This is a genomic window from Synechococcus sp. R55.4 (assembly GCF_047461935.1).
Taxonomy (GTDB): domain Bacteria; phylum Cyanobacteriota; class Cyanobacteriia; order Thermostichales; family Thermostichaceae; genus Thermostichus.
The window spans coordinates 61,286-74,786 of record NZ_JANSIF010000008.1 but is presented as its reverse complement, the minus strand read 5'-3'; the positions used below and the strand labels follow the sequence as shown (position 1 = coordinate 74,786).

The 13,501-nt window shown below is 58.9% G+C and carries 9 protein-coding genes and 1 tRNA gene; 4 read left to right on the top strand and 6 right to left on the bottom strand.

The annotated features are described in order from the left end of the window. The first annotated feature begins 291 nt into the window (after nt 1–291). Entirely contained in the window at nt 292–1,338 is a 1,047-nt protein-coding gene (locus tag NW842_RS03475; RefSeq protein WP_414417483.1) for a tetratricopeptide repeat protein, read from the top strand. A gap of 19 nt (nt 1,339–1,357) precedes the next feature. Here NW842_RS03475 and NW842_RS03470 read toward each other — a convergent pair whose 3' ends face one another. Then, nucleotides 1,358–2,152 carry a response regulator transcription factor gene (locus NW842_RS03470; protein WP_414400495.1) on the bottom strand — a complete coding sequence of 265 codons (795 nt, stop codon included), beginning with the start codon at nt 2,150–2,152 and terminating at the stop codon, nt 1,358–1,360. A gap of 278 nt (nt 2,153–2,430) precedes the next feature. On the opposite strand from NW842_RS03470, the gene fni reads away from it, so the two are divergent. Beyond that, entirely contained in the window at nt 2,431–3,507 is a 1,077-nt protein-coding gene (fni, locus tag NW842_RS03465) for a type 2 isopentenyl-diphosphate Delta-isomerase (protein ID WP_414417482.1), read from the top strand. A 13-nt stretch (nt 3,508–3,520) separates the two neighbouring features. Here the strand turns inward: fni and NW842_RS03460 are convergent, their stop codons facing one another. From NW842_RS03460 to NW842_RS03440, 5 genes are all read right to left on the bottom strand, one after another. Beyond that, nucleotides 3,521–6,028 (bottom strand): sigma 54-interacting transcriptional regulator, encoded by a 2,508-nt coding sequence (locus NW842_RS03460; protein WP_414417481.1) that lies wholly within the window; start codon nt 6,026–6,028, stop codon nt 3,521–3,523. 115 nt (nt 6,029–6,143) lie between these two features. Continuing rightward, nucleotides 6,144–7,742, bottom strand: a complete 1,599-nt coding sequence (locus NW842_RS03455) for a DUF6930 domain-containing protein (RefSeq protein WP_414417480.1) — start codon at nt 7,740–7,742, stop codon at nt 6,144–6,146. A gap of 189 nt (nt 7,743–7,931) precedes the next feature. Then, nucleotides 7,932–8,004 (bottom strand) — tRNA-Thr (locus NW842_RS03450). Between the two features lie 83 nt (nt 8,005–8,087). Next, nucleotides 8,088–8,783 carry a TPM domain-containing protein gene (locus tag NW842_RS03445; RefSeq protein ID WP_011434237.1) on the bottom strand — a complete coding sequence of 232 codons (696 nt, stop codon included), beginning with the start codon at nt 8,781–8,783 and terminating at the stop codon, nt 8,088–8,090. A gap of 260 nt (nt 8,784–9,043) precedes the next feature. Then, entirely contained in the window at nt 9,044–10,198 is a 1,155-nt protein-coding gene (locus NW842_RS03440) for an FAD-binding oxidoreductase (RefSeq protein ID WP_414417479.1), read from the bottom strand. A gap of 485 nt (nt 10,199–10,683) precedes the next feature. Here NW842_RS03440 and NW842_RS03435 point away from each other — a divergent pair, with 485 nt between their 5' ends. Next, nucleotides 10,684–11,700, top strand: a complete 1,017-nt coding sequence (locus NW842_RS03435) for a cytochrome c oxidase subunit II (protein ID WP_414417478.1) — start codon at nt 10,684–10,686, stop codon at nt 11,698–11,700. Nucleotides 11,701–11,777: 77 nt separating this feature from the next. After that, the gene (gene ctaD / locus NW842_RS03430) at nt 11,778–13,484 is read left to right on the top strand and encodes a cytochrome c oxidase subunit I (RefSeq protein WP_414417477.1); all 1,707 of its coding nucleotides are present in this window, start codon (nt 11,778–11,780) and stop codon (nt 13,482–13,484) included. Nucleotides 13,485–13,501: the final 17 nt, after the last annotated feature.

Genomic DNA, 13,501 nt, shown 5'->3' with positions numbered 1-13,501 from the left:
GTAGTAATCCGTACTGAACATATTATACATTATTTTCAGTATAGTTGAGCTTATTATTGACTAGAGTCATGCTCTCGCGTTAGCAGGCCAGGAGGGAGGGCAACTGCTCACACCTAAAGGGTTGGGAGGAGCACGGGGATCCCCTTTCTACTCTTGATCCAAGTGAGCTACGGGAGCTTTTTGGGCTTGAGCTGTTCGGCGTTTTTCGCTGCCAAATCGGGCAGAATCAGAGAGAAGCTCGCGAGCAGATTAAAAAAACAGGATACGTTCGTAACAGCGGTGCAGAGCAGTATGTTCAGAGCCCACGACTCTGCCGGTTTGCGCCTTTTGATTGCGGTTGCCCTGTTGCTGGGGAGCATGGCCAGCTGGCGGCAGGATCGTCTTTTGGCAGTGATGGGCCTGGTGGGTGCAGCCGCCATCTCTGCCTTTACCCGTCCGGCCATCTTGGCCTACAACCGTGGTCGAGAACGGTGGCTGAACCGGGATTTGCCGGGGGCTATTGAACAGCTCAGCTTGGCTCTGCAACGGGATCCCTGCCTGGCCAACGCCTACATTTTGCGGGGAGAAGCCTACTTTGCCCTCGGCCAAGTTCCCCAGGCCCTGGAGGATTTCGGCCAGGCGATCCGGTTGGCCCCGCGGCGACCAGAACCCTATTTTTATCGCGGGCTGATTCGTCAATCTCAGGGGGATCTCCAGGGAGCAACGGCGGAGTTTGCTGAGCTGGTGCGCCTACACCCCAATGTCCCCCACCACCTCAGCTTGGCCAACCTGCTCATGCAACAGGGATCCCTGCCTTTGGCCCTAGCTCATCTGGATGAAGCCATTCGCTTGGATCCCACCTCAGCGCTTGCCCATTCCCAGCGGGCCCGTTTACACAGCTACCTGGGCACCTGGGAGGCGGCTTTGTCCGATTGGTCGCAGGCTATTGACTGGGATCCCAGCCCAGCCCACTACTACCAGCGGGGGGTGACCTACGCCTGTGGTGATTACTTTGACGAGGCCATTGCCGACCTCAGCCGCAGCTTAGAAAGAGAACCCCAGCAGCCCAACGTTCTCTACATCAGGGGCAACCTTCTCTATGCGCTGGGGGAGATCAAAGCTGCTTTGGACGACTACGAGCGGGCCTTTCGCCTGGAAGCGGATATGAACCGGATTGACCTCTCCGACGAGTATGGCTTGTACGGACGAGGGCTGGCCTACTGGAATATGGGAGATAAAGCAACAGCTTTTTCGGATTTGCAGGCAGCTTTGCAGGTCAGCCGCCGACATCACAACCTGGCCTTGGAGCAGCGGGTACGCCGGTCTCTGCTGCAACTGAGCGATCCCGATTCTGCCTAGCGGAATTGACGTTAACTAGCTATTCCTTAGTAGGTGCTTTGCCTGACGCTGCGACTCCACGACGCTGCCGCTGAGGCCCAGATCCTGAATCGCCTGCAGCGGCTGACAGAGTTTTCTGTTCCTGAGGCAGCGGGGGGTTGAGACCGAAGCAGTAGCCGACATTGCGCACTGTGTGGATCAAGCTGGGCTGGCGCGGATCCCGTTCCAGCTTTTTGCGCAACGAGAGGATATGGGTATCGACGGTGCGAGGGTTATCGGTGGAATCCGGCCACGCTCGCTCTAGTAGCTCTAGACGAGAGACGGGATCCCCATCCGCCTGCACCAGCACCATCAGCAGGCTAAACTCCTGAGGCGTGAGGTCGATCCCTTCCCCAGCCAAGGCGACGCGCCGTTGCACCAGGTCAATTTTGAGATCCCCGTACTGTAGAAAGGTAGGGGGGATATGACGCTGTCGTCGCCGAGCCAAGGCTAGAAGGTGGGCATCCAGCAGTTGCATACTGAAGGGCTTGGTGAGGTAATCGTCCGCTCCTGCCTCCAGGCCGGCGATGATATCCGCCTCGGATCCCCGGTGGGAGAGTAGCAGAATTAACAGATCACATTGGCGATGGGCCCACTGGCACAGTTGCAGCCCGCCGCGGTTGGACAGCTCCGCATCCAAAATCAGCAGGTGAATGGGCTGCTGTTGCAGCAGGGTCTTTGCCTGGCGAAGGGTCTCTGCTGCCCAAACTTGGTGTCCGGCCTGTTGCAAATGCCAACACAGCAAGCTGCGCAGATGAGGGTTGCCTTCTGCCAGCAAGATGTGCAAGGGTTGCATGGCTGTCCGGTTGGGATCCCGCCCACATCATAGTGCTCCGCACCGCTGACGCGACAGTGCTATGCCTCCGGCACCCTACCGGGAACCGCACCGCTAACGCGACAGTGCCATGCCTACGGCACCCTAACGGGAACCGCACCGCTGTCGTTGTAGATAGCGAGTCACCTTGGACTCCGTCCCGCTAGCGCGAACGGGCAATGCTGTTCGCCTTTGGCAGCGCACGGCGTTGTAGACTGACAATCTCTACCAAGACCAAAGGGCTCTGCACTGCTGACGCGATGGCCAATTCTCTCCCCCCCATTTCCGAGCGCAAACAGGATCACCTGGACATTGTTCTGCAGCAGGATGTGGCTGCCAAAGGGATCCGCACCGGCTTTGAGCGGTTTTTCTTTGAGCACGTGGCGTTGCCGGAGCTGCTGTTGTCGGAGATCGACCTGAGCTGCGAGTTCTTGGGAAAACGCCTACAGGCACCCCTGCTCATCAGCAGCATGACGGGGGGAACAAAGGCTGCCCGTGAGTTGAACCGACAACTGGCCGCCGCCGCCCAACAGTTGGGCATTGCCATGGGGGTGGGATCCCAGCGGGCAGCTTTGGAACATCCAGAGCTGGCCCGGACTTACCAGGTGCGCCAAGTGGCCCCGAATATTTTGCTGCTGGCCAACCTGGGTGCCGTTCAGCTCAACTACGGTTATGGGGTGGAGCAGGCGCGACGGGCGGTGGAGATGATCGAGGCGGATGCATTGATTTTGCACCTCAATCCTCTCCAGGAGGCGGTTCAACCCCAAGGGGATCCCGACTGGCGTGGATTGTATGGCCGCATCGAACAGTTGGTGGCGCAGTTACCGGTGCCCGTGGTGGTGAAGGAAGTGGGCAATGGCCTCAGTGCCAAGGTAGCCCAGCGGCTGGCCGAATGCGGCGTGGCGGCCCTGGATGTGGCGGGGGCGGGCGGCACCAGTTGGAGCGAGGTGGAGGCCCATCGCCAAACAGATGCTCTCAAGAAACGCATCGCCCACAGCTTTAGGGATTGGGGGATCCCAACGGCTTTGTCCCTGCTGGAAATTCGTCGCCTGCTGCCGGACTTACCCCTGGTGGCCAGCGGTGGCATCCGCAATGGCATCGACGCGGCCAAAGCCATCCGCCTGGGAGCCAATGTGGTAGGCATAGCCGCCCCCGCTTTACACGCCGTTTCCCAAGGTCAGATGCAGGCAGTGGTGGACATCTTCCGTGCCGTGATCGAGGAGCTGCGCATCGTTGCCTTTTGCACCGGATCGGCCAACTTGGCCCGGCTGCGACAAGCTACCCTGCGGCGGCAGGATACTTGGGATCCCTTACCGTTTGGCGTTGAAATGGGTTGAAAATGGGTTGAAATCAAATTCCCAGCACCTGCCACAAGCTGACCACCAGCACCAGCGCGCCCAGATGGTAGGGCCACTGCAAGCTTTGGCGGGCAATTTTGCCGGTGAGCGTCCAGGAGAGGAGCAAAGCCAAAAGCAGCGTGGATCCCTGGAGAAACCGGATCACCGCCGGGTGAGCCTGCCAGAGGATGGGAAGAGGGGATCCCGCCTGGGAGAAAGTTGCCCAGGTTACCGGCAGCACCTGACCTGCCTCTGTTAAAAATAGCGGCCAGTAGAAAGCCAAAGTTCCCCCCAAAACCAAAGGCAGATAGCCGTAGATCATCTCCGCAAACCGACGGGGCCGTGCCCCCTGGCCCAGCCTATGCCACAGCCAGGCCAAGCCCCAAGCTGCCAAGGGCACAAGGCTGGGAACACTCAAAGCCAGCAAAGCAGCCCCCAGATGGGGCCAAAACCCATTCAGATCCCAGCTCAGACCCCATTGCGCCATCTGTTCTGCCAACCGTGGCAGACAGTGTAGGTAAATGCCCCCCAACAGCAACAGCAGCAAGGCAATTTCGGCGGCGCGGGGCGTATGGGTAGTCCACAGCTCGATCCCGGGCGGGCGCAGGTTAAACTCCACCGAGCGATGGGGACAGGCTTTGAGGCAAGTCATGCAGAGCACGCAATCTTTGTTGTCTTGCAGTTGCGCCGGATGAGAATAGAGGGGGCAGCCTCCTGTCGCCATGCCTTCGCCCTTCTCCGGCCCACCCTTGTAGCACTGGTAGGTGGTGCACTCTGCCGAACAGGTGCCTTGCTGAGCCCGCAGCTCTGTCATCGAGAGCTTAGCGTAGAGACCGTTCATCCCCCCAATCGGACAGAGATAGCGACACCAAAAACGCCGCTCAAACACCAGCGAGCATACCACTGCCCCACCGGTAATCAGCAGCAGCAGCCACCCCGACAGGTAAGCCGTATTGGGCAGATCCCAGATCTCCTCCCACAGGAAAATCAGAGCAAACCCGGCAAACAGCGCCCAACCTCCCCAGCGCTCCGCCTGCTGTCGCGGCCATTTCCCCAACTGCCGCGGCCACATGCGTAAAGACAGCCTCTGAACCAATTCCCCGTAGATCATAAAGGGGCACACCGCACACCACACCCGTCCCAAGAAGGGAAACACCAGCAGCACCAGCGGCCACCACCAGGCCCAGAAAAGATTTAACCCCACGTTGTGGGCGCGATCCTGAGGCCCCCAGAACAAGAGAAACACCACCAGGGTATAGAGGGGCAACACCAAGCTGTAGTTGAGGCGATCCGGCCACCAAGGGCTGCGCAGAAAGCGACGCAAGCCGGGATAGGCGTTGAGCAGGTTCAGGCGAAACCGCTTGCCGCGAGGCTGGGACACCCAAAACACCTCTTCGCTGAGCACTCGTGCCCCTGCAGCCTGCACCACCGCCCGCTCGATCAAACTGCGCAGCTCCCGGGAGTTGCCGGGAAAGTCGTAGCTCTGTAAGCGGCGCAACGCTTCCGGAGAGAGCTTGGGCTTGGGGATCCCACGTCGGCGGCTGTAGAGGCTGAGAAAATAGTCGGCCATGGCTTTGATATCGGCCTTGCGCACTCGCAGCGGCGGCACTTTGACGGCCATCACCCAAGGATCAAGAGCGGGGATGGCCCGTTCCGACACCATCAGCAGGCGACAGCGACAGGGACGCTCCTCAACCGCATCCCCTTCCCCCCGCTGCACAGGCGTGTAGGATCCCGTCTCCAGCAGGCGCAGCAGCTTGGGCATCAGCTCGGCGGGCAGCTCTTGGATGTTGTTCAGCAGCAGCGTGCCCTCTCCCAGCCACTCCAATAACCCCGGCTTGCCCCCTGCCCGCCCGAACAAATCGGCACCACTGGCCTGCAGGGCGCTGCAATCCACCTTAATCATGGGCTGGCGCCGCCGCGGGGATCCAAAATGAATCAGGGCGGCGACGTTATCTTTTTCCAGTCCGGGTTCTCCGAAGATCAGCACCGGAGCAGAGCTGCGGGCCGCTTCTTTGATCTGCTGACGCAGGCGCACCGCGTAGCGGCTGGAGCCGACGATGCCTCGCTCCACCTTGGGCACCAAGTAGGGGCGCAAAGCCACCTGCCGTTCCTGCTCATAGCTGAGGCGGTCTTGCATCTCGGCCAAAGCCCCTGCCAACTCCCCAGACTGCTCAGTCACCCAGCGGCGCACAGCAGCAGCCGGGATCCAACCCCGGATCCCATCAGAAGCAGCCAGCAAATGGCGACGAAGGGGTTGCTCTGCCAGTACCTCCGCCAGATGCACCACCGAGCCGGGCAGCAGGCCGACCGGATCCTCAGAATGGGGATCCCGTTCTTCCCAGCGCCCTTCCAGCAAAATCTGGATCCCATCCGGCAGGGTTCCGGCCACCGCCAAAGTCTCCCCCTGGCGAAAAGGGTGCTCTTGCATTTGCTCGGCCAGAGGGGCCAAACTCTCCGGCGCCAAACTTTGAAACAAGGTCTGCTCTTTCAACCACTGGGCACGCTCAGTGGGGGTCATCTGCAGTGCCTCTGTTGTCTAAGGATGTCTAAGGATCCCTTAGCTGCATTATCCTGCCTCTTTTGGGCAGCTTCCGGCTTGTTGAGATCCTTATATCTGAACAACATCTGGACGGTCAAGGCAAGTGCAATTGTCGGCTAATTCGCACCATCGGCCCCAGTCCCAGTCCCGTTGGGTTCAAAGCCTGCATCTCAAACAAGGCCAGAATGTGGCGCACTTGCAGCTCTGGGCGCGTAGAATTCACCCCCATCGCCACCACCAAGCCGCAATAGCCACCCGTATCCCGGCAACGCCGCTCCCAGCGCTTGCGAGCCACGGAGTGAACGGGATCATCTTCGGGAAACTCTCCAAACAGGTGCAGATCGCGATTGCCCGTTTGCACAATTTCCAAGTCGTAGCGATCGCCATCGAAGGGATCCACCCCTGTGTTGAAACAAACGCCTTGCGGCCCACCTTCCCCACGCAAATTCTCGATGAGCTGCTTTGCTTTTGATCGAGAGGTGCGCACAATCACCACCGGCAGCCCTTCTCCATTTTTCACCAGCTTGCTTTGGGGGAGAGGATGCCATTGCCCCGTGCGCCGCAGCATTTCCACCGTTGTCCACGGCAAGACCCCCAGACCTATCTGCGCCCCTTCCGGCACCAAATCATCCCGCAGCAGGGTTTGGGCAGGTTCTTCCTCCTCCCCTTCCAGCTCCAGCAGCTCTTCAGCCACGTCCGGCAGAGTGCGCACCTGCACCGAAAGGGTTGCTCCCTTCTCTTGGGGGTTGGGAATGCGGTACCGGCCTTGATAGGGTCGAAAGTCATCTTCCAGCTTGCGGTGGTACTGCTTGAAGAAGCGATGCAAGGCTTCCAAGGCCACCGATAAGGCCGCCGCCTCATCCTCCTGCAAAGTCACGCGCAAGCCTTCCAGGGGGTGAATGGTGCCGAAGTTCGGCTCAATTTCCTCGGGATCCAACTCTGCCAAGTCCAGATCCGGCAGTTCGTTGAGTTCAGGATTGCCAGCTTGGAAGGTGAGATAGAGACAATCTTGCCTGAGGAAAGCCTCCTCCATTTCTTCGGGAGTGGCCGGCTGGGCCGCATCCTGGCGAAACTGTTTAAGAGAGGGCAGCGAGCGATAAAAAAGCACCCCATACTCCATGCCCAACCGCCCCATCACCGAGACATAAAGGGTTTGGATGTCCCAGTGATCTAGGTCGATGGCCAAGATTTGGTGATCCTCTAGGTAATCCCAGGGGGCATCTCGCCAGAGGGTAAGGGCTTTGCCGGCCAGCAACTCAACATAGTGTTCCGGCAGAGGGGGAGGGACCCGTTCGTTGGCCTCTTCAAAGCTCTGCAGGATCTCATCGATTAGAGGCAATTCCGGCTGGCATTCCACCTTGATGTCCAGCTCGTGCAGGATGCCGCGCAAGAAAAATTGCACCTCTCGATCCCGCACGATGATCTTCTGGGGGCGAGCAGGTGAGGCAGCATGGGGCCGCTCCATGGCCACAATCAAGGTTCGCACCATCGGCTCAAAGCCAGAATCGGCGGGCACCACTTCCATGGCCCGTACCACGCCCTGAACGCCATCTACCCAAAGAATGCACTCCCCTTCCGTTTGGGATCCCATGGGTGGCGATCCTGAGAGCTTGTGACGATCCCCTTCCCACACCGAGGGCACCTGGGGCAGCTTTTGCAATCGACGAACCGTAGCGGCTGGGAGACCGGACATAGACATCCAAGGAGAATCAGGAGAACAATCCAATCGGCTGAGTAGGTATGCCAAACTGAGCAGGGAACGGCCTTGGCCTTTTGCCGGTAAGGCCCAGGGCTCCCGCTAATGCCAATCTAACCACCAGTGTAGAAGCTGAGTTCGGCTTCAACGAGAGGAGACGGCAGAGCCAAGTTCCATGGCACCAGAAGCTGATGGTCAGATTCGAACTGACGACCGCTCGATTACAAGTCGAGTGCTCTACCAACTGAGCTACATCAGCAATTTCTGCTCACCGATTCTAGCATTTGTCCCCTGCGAACTGGGGCTCGCAGGGAAGGACGCCCAGCCGACTTCACGAGTCAGCTACTGCTGATCCACTGCCGGGCGAGCAATGGGAGCCAGGTAGATCACCAAAGCCCCTGCCAGAAACCCCAAGACGTTGCGCAACACCGGGATCCAATCCTGCGTGCGTGTGACCACCGGCCCGATACCGAAGGCCCCGAACAGAATGAACCACAGGGGAGAAATGAGCAAGGCCCAACGCCAGTTAAACAGCTCCTCCGCATGGCGGGGCTTGCCGGCAAACCCGAAGACAATCCCGCCCAAAATCGAGGTCACCAGCGTTAGGATCCACTGCTCTTGAGGCAGGCCGGGCACCACACGGCAGCCCCCCTGATGAAAGCAGCGATCCAAGACATCAACGGTCTCCAGGATGGCGCGTTGGGTGCCGTGCTCCCGCACATAGAATTGGTTGCCAAAGCGAGATTGCAGCTCAATCCAAAAGGTACGTGGCAAGATCTCGCGCACAGCATCCCCCACATTAAACGCCAGTAAGTTGCCCCCCCTGGGATCCGCCACCATCAGAACGCTGCGCTCATTCAAGCCCCAGTATTCCTTCACCTGACGACCCGGTGTTTGGTCGAACTGAGTCAGCACCCGCAGCTTCCAGCCGGTGTCTTGCTCTAACTTGTTCAGATGCTGGGCCAGTTGAGCTTCCTGATTGCTGGTCAACTGATCCGCTAAGTCCAAGACCGGCACAGGCGGCTGGGGCAACTCCATCGGCACCACCGGCAGGGCAGGTTGCGCCCAGGTCAGGGATCCCCCGCCCACCGCAATCAACAGCCCAAGGCAAAAGCCCACCCCAACGCGGAGTATCCGCTGCCACTCGATGCTCATGCTGATCCCTCTCCTAGCTTTGACGCTGAGATACTGAGAAATGATGTTAAGAAATGTTTCAATTTCTTATAGATCTATCATGCACCGGAACAAGACGTTTGGCCAGAGGGATCCCGGGGAAGGAGCGGTGACAGGGGCAGTGCCTATATCAAGCTGGGGCTGAAGGTGCCGGCAGGGTCAAATTGCTGCTTCAGCTTGCGCATTAGGCTGGCAGCCGGGCCAAAGTCATGGGCAAGAGCCTTCTTCAGAGCCGGCGGAGCCTCCAGAAGCAGGAGAAATCCGCCTGCGGACTTGAGGTAGCGTTGCAGTTGCATTAGGGATCCCACTTCTGGCTGAACCAGCCAAGCCCGTCCTAGCCCACAGCCTCGGTGCAGTTGCACCTGAGCTCCAGGAAACAGGGTTTGAAACTGCTCCAGTGTTGCCAAGCTCTGACTGGGCAGGCACCCGAACTTGGCCAGCACCGCCCCTGAGCCGGGTTGAGGCAGGGGCAGAGAGTCGGGATTCACTTCCTGCAAAGTCAGCCCTGCAGGGGCCAGCCGCCGCGTTTGGGCCATCTGCTGGGCAATCGCCCGCTCCGAGCCGTGAAAGCTGAGCCAAACTTGGGATCCCTCTGCCCTTAGCCAGAGATCCACCCCCACAGGGTTAACCGGGCCGGTCAGCACCTGCCGACACAAAACCTCCAGCTCCGGCAGGGATCCTGTAGCCAGCAAAGCAGACTGAGCTGCCGGCAAGGGGTAAAGCCGCAGGCTCACCTGGGTCAAAATTCCCAAGCTGCCCAAGGATCCGGTGAACAGCTTCATCAGGTCATAGCCAGCAACATTCTTGACAACCCGCCCGCCCGCTTTGGCCACTTCCCCATCCGCCCGCACCCAGGCTATGCCCAGCAGCAAGTCGCGGATCCCGCCGTAACGCCAGCGCAGAGAACCCGTATCGGCAGTGGCGATAATGCCCCCCAGGGTAGCCCGCTCCGGATAGAGGGGATCCACCGGCCACCATTGCCCTCGCTCCGCCAAAATGGGTTGCAGTTCCGCCAAAGTCATACCGGCTTCCACCGTAACGGTGAGATCGGCGGCTGCATGGTCGATGAGCCGGCGTAAGCCGCGCGTGCTGAGAACCAAATCCACCGGCTCCACAGAGTGGGCCCAGCCCCACTTGCTCCCCTGCCCCAGCGGCAGCACTTTCCGCCCTTGGCACTCCTTTAAGATTCCGGCCAATTCCGAGACCGTTGATGGAGTCTGGATCGGCAAGGGATCCCCTGGATCAGATAGCAAGGTCGCCAGTGAATGGGGAGAAGACATTGGGGAAAGCGAAGCAGAGATTAAACAGAAGCAGAGATTAAAGAGAGAAAACCTGTCCAAACCAGCCCAATTGCGGGGTTATCCCACCCTACCTCAGTCTACAGCCAGCAAAAATCTCAGCTTGGAGAGATGACCCTCAACCAGAGCCAGCCTTCAATGTGGTACCGCCCTTACACAGGTCTGCCGAAAATCTCGGAACCAAAGCTCCGCCTCGTCACTGCTCACCCTGAAAGATCCTGAAGAGATCCATAAGCCTGCAGGGTTTCTCTCTCCCGCAGACTACTATCTGATACTAGTGGAGAAGCCGTGCGCAGCGAAGCAGACTCTACAATCGGAAAACTTTGTAAACTCCGTAAACAATGCAAACAAAAATAAAAAACGGCAACAGTAAAAAACGACGGATTAAGTTGAGCAAGGTAGTTTGCAGACGCTGTGAGCAGATTATCTGCTAGGATGGACGCTCTTTGTATTGGGGAAAAGCAGTCGTGAGTGCGCTGAGCAACATCATCTTGGTGGCTATGGGGATCCTCCTGACCCTTGCCAGCCTTTGGTACGGGCAAAACCACCATCTGCTTCCCGAATCTGCTGCCGAATCAGCCCCCTTGTTCGACAGCCTCTTTAACAGCACCATAACCATTGCCACAGGGATCTTTTTGGTGGTACAGGGTGTACTTCTCTACTGTATTGTCCGCTACCGCAAGCGGCGAGGCGACAAAGGCGACGGGGATCCCAGCCACGGCAATGTGCTGCTGGAGATCGTGTGGACGGCGGTGCCGGCGGTGATCATTCTTTGGTTGGGCTTGGCCAGCCTAGATGTCTATCAAGCTGTTTACGGGGGTGCTCATGTCGGCGGCCATATCCACGCGACCATGGCCGCGACCATGGCGATGGAGGCTTCCCACGAAGCTGAGGCGGGGGATCCCGGCTACGCCTACACGCCTGCGGTGCTACCCGGGAAGGAGATGGGCCGGCCGGATCTGGTCGTCCAAGTGCAGGGCATGCAATATGCTTGGATGTTCACCTACCCGGATTCCGGCCTGGTGGCCAGCGAGCTGCACCTTCCTCTGAACAAGCGGGTGCGCTTGGATATGACGGCTCTGGATGTGAACCATGCCTTCTGGGTACCGCAATTTCGCCTGAAGCAGGATGTGATCCCGGGCCGAGAGACCCACCTGGAGTTTGTGCCTACCCAACTGGGGCAGTACCCCATCATCTGCGCAGAGCTGTGCGGCCCCTATCATGGGGTGATGGCAGGGCAATTGTTTGTGGATACGCCGGAAGTTTTTGAGCAGTGGCAGCAGGAGCAAGTTTTGGCCGCCCGTGGCGAGGGCAGCACCTTGGCCCTCGTTTCAGATTTCTCGCCAGTCCATCCCTCTCCTCGGCCAGGCTCCCCTGAGGCCGAGTCTGCCTTTGCCCATGTCCACCACCAGCGTTTGGGCGTCTCCCCCTCAGATTTGAAGTCTCTCCAGTCCCATTCTGGATCCCTTCCTTCCGCAGGCTAGCCGGGATCCCTGACGCCCCTTTGGCCTGCGCTTGTGGGAACAACATTCTGCCAACGCGATATAGGAGCTTTTGTGCAATGACCCAGCTGCAAGACAGCCCAAGACTTGTTGCTGCACCGAAGGTTGAACTTGAACTTCCTGCTGAGCCTTGGTGGCGCTTCTTTACCTTCTCCACCGATCACAAGGTCATCGGGATCCAGTACTTGGTGACCACCTTTTTCTTCTACTTGGTGGGAGGGGCGCTGGCGACGGCAGTACGGGCAGAGCTGGCTACTCCAGAGGCCGACTTTCTCGGCTTTGAGCGGTACAACGGTGCCTTTACCCTGCACGCCACGATCATGATCTTTTTGTGGATCGTGCCTGCTTTGGTGGGGGGCTTTGGCAACTACCTGGTACCGCTGATGATCGGGGCGCGGGATATGGCCTTCCCCAAGCTGAATGCAGTGGCCTTTTGGCTGGTTCCGCCCACAGGGATCCTGCTTTTGGCCAGCCTGTTCATAGAGGCTCCGGCTGCCGGCTGGACTTCCTACCCCCCCCTCAGCTTGATCAGCGGCAAGGTGGGGGAAGAACTCTGGATCCTGAGCATTTTGTTGGCAGGAACCTCTTCCATCCTGGCAGCCGTGAACTTCATCACCACCATTCTGAAGATGCGCATGCCCGGCATGAAGATGGAAGACATGCCCCTGTTTTGCTGGGCCATGCTGGCAGCCTCTGTTCTCACCCTCATTGCAACACCGGTTTTGGCCGGTGCATTGATTTTGCTTAGCTTTGACCTGTTGGCGGGCACGGCCTTTTTCAACCCCAGCGGCGGCGGGGATCCGGTGGTGTACCAGCACATGTTCTGGTTCTACTCCCACCCGGCGGTTTACATCATGATCTTGCCGGTCTTTGGCATGATCTCCGAGATTTTGCCGGTGCATGCCCGCAAGCCCATCTTTGCCTACAAGGCCATCGCCTACTCCAGCTTGGCCATCTGCTTTTTGGGGTTGATCGTCTGGGCTCACCACATGTTCACCAGTGGCACCCCTGACTGGATGCGGGTGTTCTTCATGATCGCCACCATGGCCATTGCCGTTCCCACTGGGATCAAGGTGTTTAGCTGGCTGGCCACTTTGTGGGGCGGCAAGATCCACTTCCGCTCGGCCATGCTGTTTGGCATGGGTTTTGTCTCGATGTTTGTGATCGGCGGCTTGGGCGGGATTATCCTCGCCTCGGTGCCTCTGGATATCCACGTTCACGACACCTACTTTGTGGTGGCCCACCTACACTACGTGTTGTTTGGCGGCAGCGTCTTTGGGATCTATGCCGGCATCTACCACTGGTTCCCCAAGATGACGGGGCGGCTGCTGAACGAGTTTTGGGGGCGGGTGCACTTTGTGTTGACCTTTGTCGGCCTTAACATGTGCTTCTTGCCGATGCACAAGCTGGGCCTGATGGGGATGCCCCGCCGGGTGGCCCAGTACGATCCCCAATTTGCCGACCTCAACTGGATCAGCTCGGTGGGGGCCTTTGTTCTGGCCATTTCCACCCTGCCCTTTTTGGTTAACGCCATCTACTCCTGGGTGGCCGGGCCAAAAGCTGGGGATAATCCTTGGCAGGCCCTGACACTGGAGTGGACAACTTCTTCTCCCCCGCCCCATCACAACTTTTATGGGGATCCCATTCTGCTAACTGGCCCCTACGACTACGGCTTGCACAGCAAAGAGACGCTGGACTACTTTGCTGCTCAGTTGCAGAGCTTGCGGGAGCTGGCGCTGGCAGAAGCGGAGCCTACTTCTTCTTAGCAGGCCGGATGCCCGGT